Annotated in this window: 15 protein-coding genes; 12 read left to right on the top strand and 3 right to left on the bottom strand. The window is 45.1% G+C overall.

Going from position 1 to position 20,295, the window contains the following annotated elements; translation table 11 throughout:
- Nucleotides 1–62 precede the first annotated feature (62 nt).
- From rsuA to F0231_RS10070, 3 genes are all read left to right on the top strand, one after another.
- The gene (gene rsuA / locus F0231_RS10080) at nucleotides 63–764 is read left to right on the top strand and encodes a 16S rRNA pseudouridine(516) synthase RsuA (protein WP_171759601.1); all 702 of its coding nucleotides are present in this window, start codon (nucleotides 63–65) and stop codon (nucleotides 762–764) included.
- Between the two features lie 162 nt (nucleotides 765–926).
- On the top strand, nucleotides 927–2,132 hold the full coding sequence (locus F0231_RS10075; protein ID WP_171759600.1) for a Bcr/CflA family multidrug efflux MFS transporter: 1,206 nt from the start codon (nucleotides 927–929) through the stop codon (nucleotides 2,130–2,132).
- Entirely contained in the window at nucleotides 2,132–2,791 is a 660-nt protein-coding gene (locus F0231_RS10070; RefSeq protein ID WP_171759599.1) for a DUF2913 family protein, read from the top strand. Before F0231_RS10075 ends, F0231_RS10070 begins: the two co-directional genes overlap by 1 nt.
- A gap of 21 nt (nucleotides 2,792–2,812) precedes the next feature.
- Here F0231_RS10070 and F0231_RS10065 read toward each other — a convergent pair whose 3' ends face one another.
- A complete protein-coding gene (locus tag F0231_RS10065) occupies nucleotides 2,813–4,246 on the bottom strand; it encodes a DUF2867 domain-containing protein (RefSeq protein ID WP_171759652.1) in 1,434 nt (477 codons plus the stop codon).
- A 174-nt stretch (nucleotides 4,247–4,420) separates the two neighbouring features.
- Here F0231_RS10065 and F0231_RS10060 point away from each other — a divergent pair, with 174 nt between their 5' ends.
- From F0231_RS10060 to nhaA, 5 genes are all read left to right on the top strand, one after another.
- Nucleotides 4,421–5,791: an MATE family efflux transporter gene (locus F0231_RS10060; protein ID WP_171759598.1), complete on the top strand. Its 1,371-nt coding sequence runs from the start codon at nucleotides 4,421–4,423 to the stop codon at nucleotides 5,789–5,791.
- A gap of 122 nt (nucleotides 5,792–5,913) precedes the next feature.
- Nucleotides 5,914–6,585 (top strand): ABC transporter ATP-binding protein, encoded by a 672-nt coding sequence (locus tag F0231_RS10055; RefSeq protein WP_171759597.1) that lies wholly within the window; start codon nucleotides 5,914–5,916, stop codon nucleotides 6,583–6,585.
- On the top strand, nucleotides 6,566–9,019 hold the full coding sequence (locus F0231_RS10050; protein ID WP_171759596.1) for an ABC transporter permease: 2,454 nt from the start codon (nucleotides 6,566–6,568) through the stop codon (nucleotides 9,017–9,019). The genes F0231_RS10055 and F0231_RS10050 overlap by 20 nt, the downstream gene beginning before the upstream one ends.
- Complete coding sequence (locus tag F0231_RS10045; protein WP_171759595.1) at nucleotides 9,020–10,141, top strand: lipocalin-like domain-containing protein; 1,122 nt, start codon at nucleotides 9,020–9,022, stop codon at nucleotides 10,139–10,141.
- A 260-nt stretch (nucleotides 10,142–10,401) separates the two neighbouring features.
- A complete protein-coding gene (nhaA, locus tag F0231_RS10040) occupies nucleotides 10,402–11,586 on the top strand; it encodes a Na+/H+ antiporter NhaA (protein ID WP_171759594.1) in 1,185 nt (394 codons plus the stop codon).
- 67 nt (nucleotides 11,587–11,653) lie between these two features.
- Here nhaA and F0231_RS10035 read toward each other — a convergent pair whose 3' ends face one another.
- Nucleotides 11,654–12,265: an OmpA family protein gene (locus tag F0231_RS10035; protein ID WP_171759593.1), complete on the bottom strand. Its 612-nt coding sequence runs from the start codon at nucleotides 12,263–12,265 to the stop codon at nucleotides 11,654–11,656.
- A gap of 1 nt (nucleotide 12,266) precedes the next feature.
- Nucleotides 12,267–13,577 (bottom strand): TolC family outer membrane protein, encoded by a 1,311-nt coding sequence (locus F0231_RS10030; protein ID WP_171759592.1) that lies wholly within the window; start codon nucleotides 13,575–13,577, stop codon nucleotides 12,267–12,269.
- Between the two features lie 292 nt (nucleotides 13,578–13,869).
- On the opposite strand from F0231_RS10030, the gene F0231_RS10025 reads away from it, so the two are divergent.
- The 4 genes from F0231_RS10025 to nspC all read left to right on the top strand — a co-directional run bounded on the left by F0231_RS10025 (nucleotide 13,870) and on the right by nspC (nucleotide 20,279).
- Nucleotides 13,870–14,280 carry a hypothetical protein gene (locus F0231_RS10025; RefSeq protein ID WP_171759591.1) on the top strand — a complete coding sequence of 137 codons (411 nt, stop codon included), beginning with the start codon at nucleotides 13,870–13,872 and terminating at the stop codon, nucleotides 14,278–14,280.
- A gap of 492 nt (nucleotides 14,281–14,772) precedes the next feature.
- Complete coding sequence (locus tag F0231_RS10020) at nucleotides 14,773–17,673, top strand: pyridoxal phosphate-dependent class III aminotransferase (RefSeq protein ID WP_171759590.1); 2,901 nt, start codon at nucleotides 14,773–14,775, stop codon at nucleotides 17,671–17,673.
- A 14-nt stretch (nucleotides 17,674–17,687) separates the two neighbouring features.
- A complete protein-coding gene (locus tag F0231_RS10015; RefSeq protein WP_171759589.1) occupies nucleotides 17,688–18,941 on the top strand; it encodes a carboxynorspermidine synthase in 1,254 nt (417 codons plus the stop codon).
- A gap of 198 nt (nucleotides 18,942–19,139) precedes the next feature.
- Nucleotides 19,140–20,279 (top strand): carboxynorspermidine decarboxylase, encoded by a 1,140-nt coding sequence (gene nspC, locus F0231_RS10010; RefSeq protein WP_171759588.1) that lies wholly within the window; start codon nucleotides 19,140–19,142, stop codon nucleotides 20,277–20,279.
- Nucleotides 20,280–20,295 lie beyond the last annotated feature (16 nt).

The raw sequence follows: 20,295 nt of genomic DNA, 5'->3' as shown, positions 1-20,295 counted from the left end.
AATAGCTCAACTATTTGGTCTAGTCGCACTATAATACCTCACCTGACAAAGATGAGGTATTCATGCGTTTAGATAAATATTTGTGTGATGCACTAGGTGCAACACGTAAAGAAGCAACCAAGATCATTAAAAGTGGTGATGTAACCATCAATGACGTTGTGCAGAAAAGTGGTGCTGTAAAGGTGACAGACGAGTGCACAGTTGAGTGGCAAGGGCGTGAGATTCATAAGCCAGGGCCTCGTTATATCATGCTGTTTAAGCCAGATGGTTTTGTTTGTTCGCATGAAGATGGTTTCAATCAGACCGCTTTCATGTTGCTAGACGAAGTAAAAATGGAAGAGCTTCATTTTGCTGGTCGTCTTGACGTCGATACCACAGGTCTTGTTTTAATTACTGATGACGGTCAGTGGTCACACCGTATTACGTCGCCAAAACATAAATGCGAAAAGACATACCGAGTATGGTTAGCGGATCCTATTCAAGCAGACTACAAAGAGAAGTTCGCTGAAGGTATTCAGCTTCGTAACGAAAAAGACCTCACACTTCCAGCCGTTCTGGAAATAGTGGACGAAGAAGAGAATGAAGTACTTCTTACCATCACCGAAGGTAAGTATCACCAAGTTAAGCGTATGTTTGCCGCTCTTGGTAATAAAGTAGAGCACTTGCACCGTGAAAGGATTGGTGCCATTGAGCTATGTGACTCGCTTGAACCGGGTGAATATCGTTACCTAACTGACGAAGAAATTGATTCAGTTTGGAAATAATAACTGATTTAGGAATTAGTTTATTTCCAACTAGGAACTAGTCTTTTCGGTTGATTTGATTGAGGATAGATCGGATCCCCAAACACCTATGAAAGGTGTTGTTATTTTCTGTTTGGTTGCAGCACGGAAGCTGCATCTGATACGCAACCGAGTAGGAGAGATATGTCTGAGAAAACCTTAGAACAATCGAACGCCCCACAAATCAGTTTCCTTCTATTTTTAGTTCTGGGTGCGATAGGTGCTTTAACGCCATTAGCTATCGATATGTATCTACCAGCGATGCCAACGATTGCTCGTGATCTTGGTGTCACTGAAGGTGCTGTGCAAATCACTTTGACGGCTTATACCGCAGGTTTTGCGATTGGTCAGCTTATTCACGGACCGTTAGCAGATAGCTATGGTCGTCGACCTGTACTCATATTGGGCGTCCTGTTTTTTGGTATTGCATCCATTGTGAGTGCAACCACGACGGGTATTGAGGCGCTTACTTGGGTTCGTACCGCACAAGGCTTTGCGGGTGCAGCGGCGGCTGTAATTATCCAAGCCGTTGTGCGCGATATGTTCGACCGTGAAGACTTTGCCCGTGCGATGTCTTTCGTGACGCTGGTTATCACCATTGCCCCGTTGATTGCGCCTATGATTGGCGGCTATGTCGCAGTTTGGTTTGGTTGGCGAGCGATTTTCTGGATTCTTGCGGGCTTCTCAGTTGTCGTAATTGCACTCGTTTTATGGAAAATTCCTGAAACTTTAAGCGAAGAAAACAAACAGCCACTGCGCTTAAGAAATACGTTAAGAAACTATCTTCGTTTGTTTAAGAACCCTGTTGCTATGGGGCTGATTTTCTCCGGCGCGTTTTCATTCTCGGGTATGTTTGCGTTCCTGACTGCGGGTTCATTTGTCTACATTGATATCTATGGCGTAAGACCTGACCAGTTTGGTTACTTGTTCGGGTTAAACATTATCGCCATGATCATCATGACAAGTATAAACGGCCGCATGGTGAAAAAAGTCGGCTCTCACACTATGCTTCGTCTTGGGTTAGCCATCCAACTTATTGCTGGTGTCGGTCTTTTTGTCACTTGGCTGTTTGACATGGGCTTGTGGGGCACAGTAATTTTTGTCGTTATGTTTATCGGCACACTCTCTACGATTGGTAGTAATACGATGGGCCTGCTGCTTAGCGGTTATCCTTCAATGGCAGGTACGGCGTCGTCGCTTGCTGGAACGCTTCGTTTTGGAACGGGGTCGATTATTGGTGCTGTCGTGGCATTTTTGCCAGGCGGTGTAACGTGGCCGATGATAATGGTAATGAGCGCTTGCTCAGTTGCCTCGGCGGCGTGTTATTGGATATTTGGAAGAAAGGCGTAATGTCTCAATACACAGTAGAAATACAAAAACTGGTTAATAAGGCGTTAAACGATATAGCAGCAGAACATGCAGCAGGTCGTTTAACCAATGGACCAACAGCTAATAACCTATTTATGGTTCGTTGGATCACGAAAGCAATTAAATCTCAGCAGTTTCCTCGTATTGTCGCGGACGATCTTATTCGTTGGCAAAAAACGGGACGTTCTAAAGGTAACAACGCTGGCTTGATGCAGATCTTTCAGCGTATCTCTAAGTTTTATAGTGAGTTCTTCCCTGAAGGACAAGACGATCGCATTATTAAAGATCATGAGATCAATGTGTTCATCGATATGATGGAAGAGCAGGGTTGGGAAGTGACCACATCGGAAGAGTTGGTCGGCTGTGGCAAAGTGCAAATCTTTACCGAAGGCCCAAACTCTCTAGCTATGTGTACCGAGCAGTGTGAAAGCAGCTTTGATGGTGAAGATATGGTCAAACCGATGAGCTGGTTTGTTCGTGGTCACCATGTTGATTTTGTCGAGAAAGCATCCGCTGCTGGCTTTATGGTTCATAAGGTGACGGATTACAAATCGAACGTGAAATACCACGGCGAGTACATTGTATTCCCAGCCAACCGAGGCGACCAACTGGCAGAAATTCCTCTTAGCCTAACGGTATAAATGAAACAAAGAGCTGCTTAATTAAGGCAGCTCTTTTGCTTTGCGGACTATGGCTTTCACCATTCCTTTAAAAATAAACAGGTGCGCTGGCATCATTGCGAACCAATAGAGTAACCCTCTGAAGCCTTGTGGATGCCACCAAGCGGTAACCGTTAAACGTCTTTTGTCACCTAAGTCTTCGATATTGAATTCTAAGCGGCCTAAACCGGGACCTTTCATGCCGAACAACAGAGAAATGAATTTTTCTTGTTCGCAGCGTATCACTTTCCATGAATCGATGTAGTCACCGACTTTAAGTTCTGGTCCTTCAGGTGAACGGCGAATGGGTTTACCTCCTCCAAAGAAGATGTCGAGCCACTCTCGTGTTCGCCACAAAATATTAGCAAAAAAGTATCCCTCTTTGCGGCTTCCGACTTTCCGAACCACTTGCCAAATCTCACTGGAAGATAAATGAGTGTCGATGGATGCGCCTGTCTGTTTAGGATAATAGCCGTAACCCGGTTGCCAGCGAGCAAGAGCGCCCGGGTCAAAACCCCATACATTGCTTCGTACAAACGTTCCTTCACTTTGAATACTTTCGGTGACCATCTGGACAAAGGGGATCATGGCTTGAGGGTATTTATGACGAATGCGCTCTGAATCGGCAATGAAGTCATGCTCGAGACCAGAAAGTAGGGCACTACCAATACTTGAAGGCACAGAGGTAACAATGCCTAACCAACGAGAAGCCATTTTAGGTGTAAGTAACTGAGTTGGGATAATCTTGACTGGTTTGTCGACGGCTCGACCGATCACCTCGAACTGTTCACGGTACGTTAGGGTATCAGGGCCGCCAACCTCAAAAATATCGTGGCTTGTTGGGCTCTCTTTCGCCAATGAAATCAAATAGTGATTCAAGTTAGAGAGCGCAATTGGATTTGCTTTTGAGTCGACCCACTTAGGCGTAATCAAGATTGGCAGGTTATAAACGAAATCACGCATTATCTCAAAAGCCGCTGAACCAGGGCCGATGATCACACCTGCTCTAAGCTCAGTGACGGGTACACCAGCTTTGCGAATAATATCCCCAGTCATACGGCGAGCTTTCAAGTGATTAGAGTCACCCGTTTGAGGTTGGATCGCGCTGAGGTAAATAACGTGTTTGACACTGCTTTGAGCGAGAGCATCTTTAAAGTTTTCAGCAAGCGAGACTTCATAGTCGAGGAAGTCATGACCGTGGGCCATACCGTGTACAAGAAAGTAGACAAGATCGAATTGAGAAACAAGCTCTATTGTTGCCGCTTTGTCCGCCAAGTCGAGATAAGACATGGTTAGATTGGACTGGGGCAGGACTCGCGCCTTAAGATACTCTAATTGGCGCGAAGCTGCGGTTACTTCAAAACCTTGCTGACACAATAAATTGAGGAGCTGGGAGCCAACGTAACCTGATGCGCCTAGAACCAACACTTTTTTCATCATGAGTCCCTATCATTTTAATGGTTTCACAGCAAAAGCGTGCGTATAATAACCGACCGTTAATTGTCTTTATTTCATACTAACCAAGATAAGTCACGACTTAGGTTTCTTAATCAGAACAATCGTTTAATTGGCGTAGTATCAAATCCTTGTATCTAGAGGTGCGTTGTCACAATGCTTGCTAATGTTTTACACCATACTCGTGGTGATTTTCTACGTCGTTTGATTGCGATCGCTATGCCGATCACGCTACAAAGCATTATGTTTTCAAGCCGCAGCTTGGTTGATGTGCTGATGCTCGGTCAGCTTGGTGAAGCTGAGATTGCCGCTGTGGGTGTGGCTGCGAGGGCAACGTTCGTTACGACAATTATGTTAGTCGGAGTCACCACAGGTGGAGCGCTACTGACAGCCCAGTATTGGGGAGCTAGCAATCGACAAGGTGTCCGTGAAAGTACCGCCTTAACATGGCTTGTGTGTACGGTGTTTGCTGCGTTGACTGCACTTCTCTTTATTCTATTCCCTAGTCAAATCATGGGGCTTGCCACCAATGACCCTGAAGTGAATCAACTTGGTAGCGACTACCTAGTGATTACCTCGGTGACTATGTTTGCTGTTGCGTGTGTAGCAAGTATGTCGGTAGGCTTACGAGCAATGCACAAACCAGGTATCAGCACTTTCTTTAGTGGCATCGGTATCGTGTCGAACATTTTTTTGAACTGGGTATTTATCTTCGGCAAGTTTGGTTTGCCACCGATGGGCATTAAAGGTGCGGCAATTGCGACGGTATTGAGTGGTGCTATCGAGGTTGCAACGCTATTTGGCTATCTCTATGCGAAAAAACACCTGCTTGCTTTTGGTATGACAGATATTCGCAACGTTCTAGAGTGGGAGAGGGTAGCCAAGTTCTTACGTTTGTCTTTACCTACGACATTCAACTTCTTAGCGTGGGCTGGTGGTCTGTTTGCTTATCACGCCATTATGGGGCAATCGGGCGTACAAGGTTTAGCTGCACTTTCGGTTATGTCACCGGTTGAATCGATCGCGTTAGCCCTATTGATTGGCTTGTCTAACGCGGCAGCGGTTTTGGTCGGAAATCAAATCGGCGCCAAGAACTACGATGCGGTTTACTACCAAGCAATAGGCGTAACAATTCTAAGTGTGTTTATTGGTATCGTCGTTGCAGGTCTGTTGTTCGTTGTTCAAGGTTTAGTACTTGATGCATTTAGTGCGTTGACGGCGGAAACTCGTTTATTGTCAGAGAAATTCATGATCGTCATGAGTATTGGTATCGTGCTACGTTCAGTTCCGATTATGACGATTGTTGGTGTGCTTCGTGCTGGGGGCGACGTTAAATTCTGTCTATACCAAGATCTGGTTGCTCAATGGTTGATTGGGATTCCGTTGGCTGCGTTTGCTGCGATTGGTTTAGGTTGGCCGCCAGAGTGGATTTACGTTCTGTTTTTGGCCGAGGAATTGATTAAATGGTTTGGTTCGCTTTATCGTATGAATACACGTAAATGGATTCGTAATTTGATCGAAAGTTAGACATTGAACGAGTGTAGGGTGTGTTTTGATGCATATCTTGTGATCTGGAATCCAAATTGCTTCCTTGAAAGCGTGATTTAGTGTAGATTCACACTCCTATTTTGAAGTAAACGAGAGAATCGATGTTACAACTAACAGACCTGTGTAAAGGCTATGTGGATGGCGGTGAATTTCACCCCGTTTTACAAGGTGCTGAGTTAACATTAAAACAAGGTGAGCAAATCGCTTTAATGGGAGAAAGTGGCTCTGGAAAAAGTACGCTTCTCAACCTCATTGCTGGCCTTGATACCGTCGATTCTGGCGAGGTACTCTTTCCTAACTTCTCTATGCACGATGTGGCTGAAACCAAACGTACAGCCTACCGCCGCAATAACATCGGTCTTATCTTCCAGCAATTCAACCTCTTACCAACGCTGAATGTCGCAGATAATATTCGTTTTTGTCGTCAGCTAAAAGGACTACCAGAGGACCAAGGTTTGTGGCGCCAGATTTTGTCTGCGCTTGATCTTATGCCTTTACTTGGCCGTTATCCTGAAGAAGTGTCTGGTGGCCAACAACAGCGTGCCGCGATTGCTCGTGCTCTGTATATGGAGCCAAAAATCCTTCTGGCGGATGAGCCAACGGGTAGCCTTGATGAGCGAAATGCTGAAGCGGTGATGCGTCTTTTAACTACGCTGACTAAACAGCTAGAGTGTACGTTGCTGTTAGTGACTCACAGTGAACGTGTTGCGGAACACATGGAAGGCAAGATTAGGCTTCAAGGAGGGTTACTTCATGTTATGGCCCGTAGTTAAAGCGCTACTTGGTCACTACAGACGTTACCCGTTTCAAATCCTTCTTGTCTGGCTTGGCCTTACTCTAGGCGTTTCGCTACTGGTTGGCGTAAGTTCTATAAACAATCATGCTCGCCAAAGCTATGAGCATGGTGAGAAGCTTTTCTCAAACCCTCTCCCATATCGAATCCGTCCTAAGCATGCGACCAACAAGATCCCTCAAGGCTTTTATATTCAGCTTCGTCGAGATGGTTTTCACCAGTGCGCGCCTTTCGAAACTTTAAGAGTTGAGACCGTCTCTGGCGGAGAGTTCATGCTGGTCGGGATTGACCCTGCTGCACTCACTCGATTCCAGCCTGGTGTTTTACTAAAAGACATCGCCACATTTGCTCTCATGCAACCGCCATATCCAGTGCTTATCAGTAGTGATCTCGCTCATCATATGAACTGGAAAGATGGTGACTCCATTTCTTTGGTTGATGGCACTAAATTAGGGCCAGTCGCTGTTGATAAAAATGGTTTGATTAACGGCACGCGTATTTTAGCCGATATGGCGCTGCTAAGAATGTTGGAGCGAAGTGCTGGTATCTCAACAATCGCATGTGGCGATATGCCTGCAGAAAAGGTGGCAAAGCTCAAATCTATGCTGCCAAATGGTATGGAGCTAAAACGCAGCTCTCGTGCCGAACTAGAGTCGTTAACTCAAGCTTTTCACATGAATTTAAGTGCGATGGGGATGCTAGCTTTCCTCGTTGGGCTTTTCATTTTCTATCAAGCGATGTCGCTTTCTTTAACTCAGCGTCAGCGATTGGTTGGTATTCTTCGCCAAACGGGTGTGTCTGGTTGGCAATTAGCGCAAGCGCTTTTACTTGAGTTGGTTTTCCTTGTACTCATCAGTTGGATCTGTGGTAACGCTCTTGGGATGTTACTTGCAGGCCAGCTTATTCCAGCGGTCTCTGCTAGCTTGGGTGATCTTTATGATGCCAATGTCGGCCTCTCGATCGAGTGGAGCTTAGAAACAAGTTTATATAGCCTTTATTTGTCAACAATTGGTGCGATTGTGGCCTGTGCTTGGCCACTAGTTCGCCTACTGCGCTCTCAACCATCACGATTAACAACAAGACTATCTTTGATTCGATTTACGGGCGCAGAATTTACCATTCAAGCGTTAATTGCGTGTGCGCTCTGCGTTGCGGCCGTGGCTATTTACCAAGCACCTCAGACTCAAGAGTCGGGCTTTGCAATCATTGCTCTAATGCTACTTAGTGTTGCACTGTTTACGCCATTTATCGTTTGGAAAGTCTTTGAAAGTTTCTCTTATACGCTGCGTTGGGTAAAAGTCCGTTGGTTCTTTGCAGATGCTGCTGCGAGCATGAGCTACCGTGGTGTTGCAACAATGGCTTTCATGCTCGCGATGGCTGCAAATATTGGTGTTGAAACCATGGTGGGCAGTTTCCGTGACACTACAGATAAGTGGTTAAGCCAGCGTCTTGCGGCTGATCTTTACATCTATCCAAACAATAGTGCAGCTGCGCGAATGAGCTCATGGCTATCAAAACAACCAGAGGTAGAGTCAGTTTGGTGGCGCTGGGAGAAAGAGCTCTCTACAGAAAAAGGCGCACTTCAAGTCGTTAGTACTGGGGCTTCAGAAGGTGAACTAGAGGCGTTAACTGTCAAGTTAGGTGTACCTAACTATTGGTATCACCTTCATCATTCAAAAGGTGTCATGATCAGCGAATCTATGGCCCTGAAGCTAGATATTAGGCCAGGTGATTACATCGATCTATCAGGTAAGTTAGGTCATGGCTGGCAAGTGGTAGGGGTGTATTACGATTATGGCAATCCATACAACCAAGTACTTTTATCACACAGAAACTGGCTTTACGCATTCGCCGGAAGCGGCAGCGTTGCTCTAGGTACAGTACTTAACGACGGCGTGAGCCCGATAGGATTGAAACGTCGACTGGAAGCTGTGTTTAGAATTGACTCTGAACGTGTATTTGATAATAGCCATATTCATAACCAAGCGATGAAGGTCTTCGATCGAACCTTCTCGATCGCAGATACCTTGGGGAATATAACGCTTGTGATAGCAGTGTTTGGTATCTTCTTCGCGACTGTCGGTGGGGAAGTCTCGAGGCAAAAACATATCGCCTTGTTACGCTGTGTGGGTATGTCTGGGCGCGAGCTAATACTGGTCGGGAGCCTGCAGTTGTTTGTATTTGGCGCCATTGCTTTGCTAATTGCTATGCCACTGGGTTTAGCACTCGCGCGGCTGGTTGTAGACATTATTATCAAGCAATCATTTGGGTGGACGATGGAAATTCAGTTCATTCCAGGTGAATATCTTCAAACGGCCATGATAGCCATGTTGTCGTTAATGGTGGCAGGAGCCATCCCTGTGATAAGGATGATTCGCAGTACACCGATGAAAGCATTAAGGGATTCGCTATAAATGAGAAAGTTGGTAAAGAAGTTAGGTGTTGTTACATACGGAATTGTTGCAGTATCGATAGCCATATTAGCAGCGCTTTACCACTCAATTCTCTCTGCTCCAGAACCTGTTACTGACAATGAAGTCAGCAGTGTGCTGCGTGTATCTAGTAATAAGGTCTTTGAACCTGTTTTACCAGATAATCCGGTCATCCTACCTCGTGACTTTGGCTTTCACAGTAACTTCCAGCATGGATGGCTGCACTTTTTCGCCAACGTCTCGGATAAGCAAGGTGAGAAATACGGTGTTCAATGGAGCTACTTTCGAATTGCTAATGATGACCGCGACCTTCCTGGCTGGCTTAACTCCCAGCTTTATATTGCTCATGTTGCGATAACACATAAAGACCAGGTGTGGAGCGAGCAGCGCATCTCTCGTGGTGGTATTGGGCAAGCGGGTATCACTACTCAGCCTTTCAGACTTTGGATTGACAACTGGTACTGGCGTTCTCTAGGTAAAACACCATTTCCTGGCCTCCTTGTTGCTGAAACGGATACTTTTGGCATTCAACTCAAATCAACAGCCAAAGGGCCTTTAGTTATTCCCGGAGAGCGCGGCTACGTTAAAAAGCATGATCTATTGCCGGTAGCTTCCCATAATATTCTCTCTCCTTTTATTAGTGTTCGTGGTGAGCTAAATCTAGGCCCGAATAACATTGTGCCAGTCTCGGGACAAGGATGGCTAAGTAAAGAGTGGGGGAGTGGGTTACTTGCTCAAGGTCAGCAAGGTTGGGATTGGCTTGTCATTCATTTAGATGAAGAGACGACCCTTTCGATCAGCCAGTATCGACAAGATGAGCAATTACCTTTTCGCTTTGGAACATTGGCGACGAATGACGGTAAAGTTGTAAACCTGTCTCACGACCAAATCATCATGGAACCTATCCAGCAAACTGTTTTGGCCAACGGGAAATCAGTTCCCCTTCAATGGTCCGTTGAAGTACCTCAATACGGTGTAAATATAACAACCAGCGTGATGAACCAGAATTTATGGCTACCATTTATCATTCCATACTGGGAAGGGCCAATCGCAACGAAAGGAACGCATGAGGCGAGAGGCTTCATGCAACTGACAGGCTACTAGATTTATCAAGTAGATAGCATCGCGATAAGAACTTAGCCACTTCTCACTATTTGAGAGGTGGCTTTTTCGTTTTTATGTGGAAATTTTTAGTTTTTGCCTATAATTATTTAAGGAAAATTAATGCTATTAGAAAGATTTACATCGGAAAAACCGAAGTTTAAGAACTAAACAAGCGATTATTCTTAGGTTATTGATCTCTATAAACTCATTTGTATTCTTTGTTAATCGCTTATTAACATAATAAATATAAGGGCAATATCATGAATGATATTATTCGCGATTTTTTCAAAATGGAGTCCGCTGGTGGCATCCTACTAGTTATTGCAGCCGCAATCGCTATGACAATCGCAAACACAGATCTTTACGAGGCATATCAGGGCTTCCTATACACCTACGTATTAGGCATGTCGGTCTCACACTGGATCAACGATGGCCTAATGGCAGTGTTCTTCCTACTTATTGGCTTAGAAGTAAAGCGTGAGCTTTTAGAAGGTGCTCTAAAATCAAAAGAGACGGCTATCTTCCCTGCAATTGCTGCCGTGGGTGGTATGTTGGCTCCAGCATTAGTTTATGTCGCATTCAACTACGGTGATGCGCAGGCTATTTCGGGTTGGGCTATTCCTGCTGCAACGGACATTGCGTTTGCATTGGGTATTATGGCGCTATTGGGTAATCGTGTTCCTGTTAGCTTAAAGGTTTTCCTTCTAGCGCTAGCAATTATTGATGACTTAGGTGTCGTTGTAATTATCGCTCTGTTCTACACAGGTGATCTTTCAACAACAGCGCTTGCGGTTGGTTTCGCCATGACAGCGGCACTATTCATACTCAATGCTAAGAAAGTGACCAGCTTGACACCATATATGATCGTTGGTGCGATTCTATGGTTCGCGGTATTGAAGTCTGGTGTACACGCGACTCTTGCTGGTGTTGTGATTGGCTTTGCTATCCCACTACAGGGCAAGAAAGGGGAACACTCGCCGCTTAAACACATGGAGCACGCGCTTCATCCATACGTGGCATTTGGTATTCTTCCTCTGTTTGCATTTGCAAACGCGGGTATCTCACTGGAAGGCGTATCGCTATCTAGCCTAGGCTCAGCGCTTCCTTTGGGCATTGCTCTTGGTCTGTTGGTTGGTAAGCCACTGGGTATCTTCTCATTCAGTTGGGTTGCGGTGAAGTCAGGTGTAGCTAAGCTTCCTGAAGGAGTAAACTTTATGCATATCTTCGCAGTATCAGTGTTGTGTGGTATCGGCTTTACGATGTCTATCTTCATCTCATCGCTAGCGTTTGGTACGGTGAATGCAGAATTTGATACCTATGCGCGTCTTGGTATCTTGATGGGCTCAACGACTGCCGCGTTGCTTGGTTACTTCTTACTGCATGTGTCTTTACCAAAGAAGTCAGTAAGTGTTGAGAGCGGAGCAGAAGTTAACTCTCAGCACTAAGAACAAATCTTCCTAGATATAAAAATGGCCTTGCAAACATGCAAGGCCATTTTCTTTTGAGCGAAAGCTATTTTTCAATGATGGTAAAAATGGTCCATTCGTCGACTACTTTCTCAGTAAGTCCCACAACGGTGGCTGTGACGCGTCTATTGAGAGCGTGAGCGGTTTCATCATCTCCTTGGTCCTCTAAGCGTGATTCACCATATCCAACAATCTCAACGCGTTTAGGGTCGATTTCGTATGAGAGCAGTTCTTGTTCAACGGCATTGGCACGTTGTTTCGATAGCTCAAGGTTGTATTCAGGGTCACCGACTTTACTTGCATACCCTTGGATTTGAATGGAAGCGCTTTTGTACTTCTCTAAGAAGTCAGCCATGCTCTGGATTTGGTTTGAGAATACAGGGTTAATCTCGTAAGAGTCGTTGGCAAATAGAATTCGTAGCTGAAGTTGTTCCTCTTCGGAAATCGTCGCACCACAACCATCGTTATCTACTTGAGCGCTTTCCGGCGTTCCTGGACAAATATCTCGAGCGTTAACCACACCATCTCTGTCATCATCAGTAAGGTCGGATACTTGATTGGCTACCGGAGTTTCCACGTAGTCATATTCATCTTCAGCGAGTGCGTTTAAGTTAACGACACTAAGGCCTAATATTGGGATTAAATATTTAATTTTCATGCTAATACTCCACAGGCTCAGACCACTCTTTTGGTGTGTCAACGAGCAACGCGTCCAATAGATTTCCGGTTGCGTTCATTACTCTGTATTTGGCGTACTGCTCAGCATAATGGGCATCTAAGTAGTCTTTTCGAGCCTCAAACAGTTCATTTTCTGTATTGAGAAGGTCAAGTAGGGTTCGTTGACCAATTCGGTACTGCTTTTCATAAGCGATAACAGTTTCAGAAGCTGAATCAACATGATCCGCTAAGAAGTTTTTTTGCTGTAGTGTCAGGTCAAGGGCACTCCAAGATAGGCGCAAACCTTCTTCTACTTGACGGTAAGCATTGTCACGCAGGTCTTTAGCTTGGTTGAGTTGGTATGCGGCTCTTTCCGATAGATCTCTGTCTGAACCACCATTATAAAGATTGTATCTCATTCTAAGCATGGCTAACGTTTCATCGCTTCTACCCTCATCACCACCTGCATCGTCACGCCATGTTTGGCTTGCTTCGATCGAAAAGGTCGGATAGTAGTTGCCTTTAGATTGTTTGTATTGGAATCGTGCAGCGTCCACATCAACCATAGAAACTTTTATTACCGGATGGACATCAAATGCCTCAACCAAAGCATCAGTTAACGACAAGGGCAATTTAGACTCGTCGGCACGAGGATAAATTAGTCCGAGCGGCTGTTGTCCGACTAAACGATGAAACTGAGTGTGAGTATCAACTAAGTTGTTTTGTGCAGCGAGCAGATTACCATGCGCTTTCGCAATACGCGCTTCAACTTGCGTCACGTCTGCTGTCGAACCAATCCCAGATGTCGCTCGTTTTTTGATATCTCGGTAAATCTTTTTGTGAACGGCAAGATTACTCTCCGAAAGGGCGAGCACTTCTGTTGCTTTGACGGCTTCCAAATAGACATCTGTCACTTGAAGAGCAAGGTCAGAAGCATTGGCGAGAAGTTGCCATCGCAATGATTCAGCGTCTGCGGATGTTCGGTCGATATCATTAAGTGTGGCGTTACCATCCCAAATGAGTTGGGTCAGGCTAATGGTTGCTTCTTTTCGTGTTAAATCCGTTTCTTGATCCCCAACCTGAGCAGGGTCGATACCTTCGTAACCAATACCAGCATCGAGATCAATGCTAGGTAAATAAGCCCCGGAAGCGGCGTCACTTTGTTTAATCGCACTTTGAAGTTCATTAAACGCACTTTTAAGTTCAGGATTAGTGGCCAGAGTGATGGCGACGGCTTGCTCAAGAGTCTGAGAATAAGTTGAAAAGCTGCACACTGTAATGCAGCTAGCTAAAAATGACTTTTTCCAATTCAAGGTAGCCTCCTTAATTCGTATTAAGCCAAAGTTAAAACTAGTGAGTGAATCTGCGTCTGACAGTGATCAGGCGTAAGTTACACCAAGCTTAGTTGACAATGGATAAAAAAGGAGATTAATAGAGACAAAACTTTGCTGATTATGTACCTGTTAGCAACTTTCGTTAGGACTTTCTTGCTATTGACTAGTGCCTTATAGAAGCGGGTTCTAGATTTAAATCATAAGCTTCTTTTGAATTGGACTGCCGAAAAGTTAATTTTCGCGCTGTCTCATTTATGAGATGGAGGGTTTTATGAATTTATTAGCTTGGGTGTTGATTGCTCTTACAAATACTACGGTTGTGATAGACATAAACGGCAATGTCAGGCAGCTATTGCCAGGGGAGACTCCTGGGCCCGGAGAAGTCATTGTTGTTGTCGGACGTGGCGCTACAGCGGTATCAGATTTAGATGTGCAGCTCTATGAAAGTGAGAGCTCTCAGCGTCCCATTCTGCTGGGAGAAGATATCGCTTCAGTACATGAGATGCTAGAAAATGGAGAAGACCCTACCAAAGAGAGTGCGTTCGCAACAGCAGCGGGACTTAATGAGCCAGTGACACCTAAACTTCATATCCAGGGGCTGTCTGAACTTCAAACAGAAAGTTTAATTGATTTCGTAACGGATAACTTCCAAGAGCAGAACGAAATCTTGGGTGAAGAGTAGGCTTGATTTTCTGGACTGAACCTACTTTTTGATAGATTAATAAACAATCTCAAACTGAAAAGTGAAAAATTATTGCCAGCACATTTCAATTTATGATAATTTTCGCCGCAATCTCGGAGATGAGTCTGTAAATGGATATTCTGGGGGATACGCGTAGTGATATTCGGGCTGAGTATTGCTGCGTAGGGTAGGTATCGGCAATCTCTTTTGTCGATAGACGGGATACTAATGTCGCAATGCGGCATGTGAATGGGAAACCCAACATTGAACTCACTTAACAAACACACACTAATCAGCTTAGTTCTTCCTCAATGCCCTGTTTTACAAGACAGTTGCATTACTGAACCTTGATCTAATTTCTTACATGTAATCCATCCTCGCGATGGAGTGTTTTGCTGTACGCGTTATTTATCAGTTACGCGGAATGGCTTGCTATACCTCGAGTTTGTCTGTTCAGCATCGAGGGAATTATTACATTCAAGGGATTAAATCATGAGCACAGCCTTTGAAGTCGAAAACTCAGCAGTAAACGTTGAGATCGCAACTCCTTTTTCTACTCAGATTCCAATGGTGGATAGGTTATACGACCTGACGCCAGAACAAGTACTGCTCGATCAAGAGCAGCACGAGTCTGAAGTTCGTTCTTATCCGCGTAGACTGCCGATTGCAATCAAGCAGGCTTACGGTGCGCTTGTCGAAGATACGCGCGGCCAACTCTTTCTGGATTGTTTAGCGGGCGCGGGAACATTGGCGCTGGGTTATAACCATCCAGAAATCAATCAAGCGCTTAAAGAGCAATTAGACTCAGGTCTACCTTACCAAACACTTGATATTCCTACAGAAGCAAAAACAAACTTTATCAAGTCGGTGAAAAACTTCTTACCACAAGAATTGGCAGACAACAGCGTTCTTCAATTCTGCGGCCCATCTGGTGCTGATGCGGTTGAAGCGGCAATTAAACTTGCCAAGCAAACCACTGGCCGAAACACCATGTTTGCATTCCGCGGGGCTTACCATGGAATGACCAACGGTACGATGGGAATGATGGGCAACCTTGGCACCAAAGCTCGTCGAACCGGCTTGATGTCCGATGTTCACTTTATGCCTTTCCCATACGATTTACGTTGTCCATTTGGACTAGGTGGCGATGCGGGCGCTAAAGCGGGCATTCGCTATATTGAACGCTTATTGAATGACGATGAAGCGGGTATCATGAAGCCTGCTGCGATGATCGTTGAACCTGTTCAAGGTGAAGGTGGAGTCGTTCCAGCTCCAGCCTTTTGGTTACGTGAATTACGACGACTCTGTGATGAACACGGCATCCTACTGATTCTTGATGAAATTCAATGTGGCGTTGGTAAGTCAGGCTACAACTTTGCGTTTGAAGAAGCGGGTATTGTTCCGGATATTTTGTGTCTTTCAAAAGCCATCGGCGGTGGGCTCCCGATGTCTCTGCTGGTGATAAATAAAGATCACGATACTTGGAAGCCAGGCGAGCATACGGGCACTTTCCGCGGTAATCAGTTAGCTATGATCTCAGGTGCCAAAGCGTTAGAGATCATTGAGCGAGATAACCTTGTTGATCACGCCAACATTGCCGGTCAATACCTGAGGTTGGGTCTTGAAGCGATTCAATCACGAGTGAACTGTATCGCGGATGTTCGTGGCAAGGGTTTGATGCTGGGTGTCGAGATACGTAAACCGGGTTCAGAGCTAAATAAATTCGGTGAACCAGTCGCTGATGGTGAGTTGACGCTGAAAATTCAGCGCGCAGCCCTTGAACGTGGTTTGATGGTGGAAAAGGGTGGTCGTGATGGTTCGGTTATTCGTTTCCTACCTCCGCTAATAATCTCTTTTGAACAGATAGATTTTTCTCTAAGAGTACTTGAAGAAGCCATATTGGCTGCTGGTGGAGATAAGACGTCGAAACAAGAAGCTAACGAATCATGGAAGAAGCACTTCGTTCAAACTGGTGAAGCGGGCAGTGACGAGTTCGCTAAAGTGATGAACCATGCAACTGCAGCAATGAAGTCCATCTTCGAGCAGGTTGACGCGCCATATTCTGGCCTTGAGCCAAAGCTTCTCGAACAAGCGATCAATTCGGTCGACCTTGATAACAAAAATGCTCAATTAGTTGATGTGATTGGTGATACTGCCGAACTTGTCGCTAAAAATTCTATCCTTGTTCAACACCCTGATTGTATTGCACATCTACATACACCACCTTTGATGCCTTCAATTATTGCAGAATCGATGATCGCAGCATTAAACCAATCAATGGACTCGTGGGATCAAGCCTCTGCGGCAACCTATGTTGAGCAGAAAGTCGTTGATTGGATGTGTGAAAAGTATGACCTTGGTGCTCAAGCCGATGGCATTTTCACTAGTGGTGGTACGCAAAGTAATTTAATGGGTTTGCTGTTAGCCCGCGATTGGATTGCAGACAAAATTGACACCCATTCTATCCAAAAACTAGGCCTTCCAGAATATGCGAAGAAATTGCGTATTCTATGCTCTAAAAAGTCGCACTTTACTGTGCAAAAGTCCGCATCTTTGTTAGGATTGGGCGAAAATGCAGTATGCTGTGTTGATGCAAATGATAACGGTACTATCAAAGTCGATGCTCTCCAGCTAGAAGTTGAATCCCTAAAGTCACAAGGCTTGATTCCTTTTGCTGTGGTTGGAACGGCAGGTACAACGGATCATGGCGCCATCGATGATTTGGACAGTATTGCTGAACTCGCACAAGCGAACGAACTTTGGTTCCATGTTGATAGTGCTTACGGCGGTGCATTAATCCTAAGTAGTCACAAACAGCGCCTGAAAGGCATTGAGCGAGCGGACTCTGTGAGCGTCGATTTTCACAAGCTGTTCTTTCAAACTATCAGCTGTGGGGCAGTGCTGTTAAAGGACAAATCAAACTTTAAATACCTGCTGCATCACGCAGACTACCTAAATCGCGAACATGACGAGCTACCAAATTTGGTGGACAAGTCTATCGCCACGACGAAGCGATTCGACGCGCTAAAAGTCTTTATGACAATGCAGAACGTTGGTCCTTCAACATTAGGCGAAATGTACGATCACCTGCTTGAACAAACGCAGCAGGTCGCTTCTTTAGTGCAAGACCATGAGGGTTTTGAACTTCTTGCGCAGCCATCACTGTCTACAGTGTTGTTCCGCGTAACAAATACAAATGTCACGGATCTAGACGAATTAAATAAAACTCTAAGATTAGAGGCGCTGACGCGTGGTGTCGCTGTGCTTGGAGAAACAGTGGTAGACGGTAAGTCTGCACTGAAATTTACTATTTTGAACCCGTGTTTGAAGATTTCAGACTTCGAATCTTTGTTAAACAAAATCCATGTTCTAGCGGCTGAGCTAGCAAAATAAAGGTAACGAAAACTATGGCAATTCTACAGATTGGTGCAGGTGGCGTTGGTTGGGTTGTTGCACATAAAGCGGCACAAAACAACGACGTACTAGGTGATATCACAATCGCATCACGTACCGTGGCTAAATGTGAAAAAATCATCGAATCTATTCAGAATAAAAACAACCTGAAAGATGCATCTAAGAAACTAGAAGCACGCGCTGTAAATGCAGATGACGTTGATGCTCTTGTTGCGCTTATCAAAGAGGTTCAGCCGGATCTAGTGATCAACGCAGGTCCTCCGTGGGTCAACATGGCAATCATGGAAGCGTGTTACCAAGCGAAAGTCTCTTACTTAGATACATCAGTTGCGGTTGACCTATGTTCGGAAGGCCAGCAAGTACCTCAAGCTTACGATTGGCAATGGGGTTACCGTGAGAAGTTCGCTGAGGCGGGCATTACTGGTATTCTTGGTGCAGGCTTCGATCCAGGCGTGGTATCAGTATTCGCAGCATACGCAGTGAAGCACTTGTTCGATGAGATTGATACGATTGACGTAATGGATGTGAACGCAGGTGATCACGGCAAGAAATTCGCGACGAACTTCGACCCAGAAACCAACATGCTTGAGATCCAAGGTGATTCTTTCTACTGGGAAAACGAAGAGTGGAAGCAGGTTCCGTGTCACTCACGTATGCTTGAGTTTGATTTTCCAAACTGTGGTACACACAAAGTTTACTCAATGGCGCACGACGAAGTTCGCTCAATGAAAGAGTTCATCCCTGCAAAACGTATTGAGTTTTGGATGGGCTTCGGCGACAAGTACCTGAATTACTTTAATTGTATGCGTGACATCGGCCTTCTAAGCCCAGATCCGCTAACACTGCATGACGGTACAGTGGTTCAGCCGCTACACGTACTGAAAGCACTTCTACCAGATCCAACATCTCTAGCACCTGGCTATACTGGCCTAACGTGTATCGGTACTTGGGTTCAAGGTAAGAAAGACGGTAAAGAGCGTAGCGTATTCATCTACAATAACGCTGACCATGAAGTGGCTTACGAAGATGTAGAGCACCAAGCGATCTCTTACACAACAGGTGTACCAGCGATTACGGCTGCACTTCAGTTTTTCCGTGGTGAGTGGGCAGACAAAGGTGTGTTCAACATGGAACAGCTAAACCCAGATCCGTTCCTAGAAACGATGCCTAGCATTGGTCTAGATTGGCATGTTCAAGAGCTTGAAGCGGGTCAAAATCTTCCTTTGATCCACGAGCTTAATAAATAAGAACTGACCTCTAGTCTGATTACTTATCAAAGGGAGCAGTGATTGTTCCCTTTTTGGTGATGACCATCTTAAAGTGTTGGTATCATTTATTTTGATTTTGTAACTCACTGCGTTCGAACAGGACAAAATCAAACTAAATCACACCAACCATATAATTTTCCTTTTCCATCTTTAGATGTAGTTTGAGTGCGTATTGAAATGACATTTAAGAAAGAAGAACTTAAAACCCCATACTTTATGATCAACGAAGATAAGTTGATTGAAAACCTAGAGAAAGCGAAGCAGCTAAAAGAAATTTCTGGCGTGAAGCTAGTGTTAGCACTGAAGTGTTTTTCAACTTGGGGTGTTTTCGACATCATCAAGCCTTATCTAGATGGCACAACAAGCTCGGGGCCGTTCGAGGTAAAACTTGGCCACGAAACCTTTGGTGGTGAAACTCACGCCTACAGTGTGGGCTACAGCGAAGATGATGTACGTGAAGTTGCAGACATCTGTGACAAGATGATCTTCAACTCACAGTCTCAACTAGCCGCTTACCGACACATTGTTGAGGGTAAGGCATCAATCGGTCTTCGTCTGAACCCTGGCGTAAGCTACGCGGGTCAAGACTTGGCAAACCCTGCACGTCAGTTCTCTCGTTTAGGTGTTCAAGCTGATCACATCAAGCCAGAAATTTTTAGTGATATCGATGGCGTGATGTTCCACATGAACTGTGAAAACAAAGATGTCGACGCATTCATTGACTTACTTGACTCTATCTCTGATCAGTTTGGTGAATACCTCGATAAGCTTGACTGGGTAAGCATGGGCGGCGGTGTGTTCTTCACATGGCCGGGCTACGATATCGAAAAATTAGGCCTTGCACTTAAAGCCTTTTCTGAAAAACATGGCGTTCAAATGTATTTGGAGCCAGGTGAAGCAATTATCACTAAGACAACCGATCTTGTTGTAACCGTTGTGGACATCGTCGAGAACGTTAAGAAGACAGCGATCGTTGATTCAGCTACCGAAGCACACCGTCTAGACACGCTTATTTATGATGAACCTGCTTCGATCCTTGAGGCATCAGAGAGCGGTCAACATGATTATGTGATTGGTTCTTGTTCCTGTCTTGCCGGCGATCAGTTCTGTGAAGCAAGCTTTGATGAGCCATTAGAGATTGGTCAACGTCTCCATATTATGGACAGTGCAGGCTATACCATGGTGAAGCTGAACTGGTTTAACGGTTTACGTATGCCTTCTGTCTACTGTGAACGTTCTAGCGGTGATATACAAAAACTGAATGAGTTTGATTATTCAGACTTCAAGCGTTCACTTTCACAGTGGTCGGTCAAATAAATCACTATGAATCTTA

This window comes from Vibrio sp. RE86, assembly GCF_013114545.1.
Lineage (GTDB): Bacteria > Pseudomonadota > Gammaproteobacteria > Enterobacterales > Vibrionaceae > Vibrio.
Note: the sequence above shows the minus strand (reverse complement) of the source record. Positions and strands in the feature narration are given on the sequence as shown.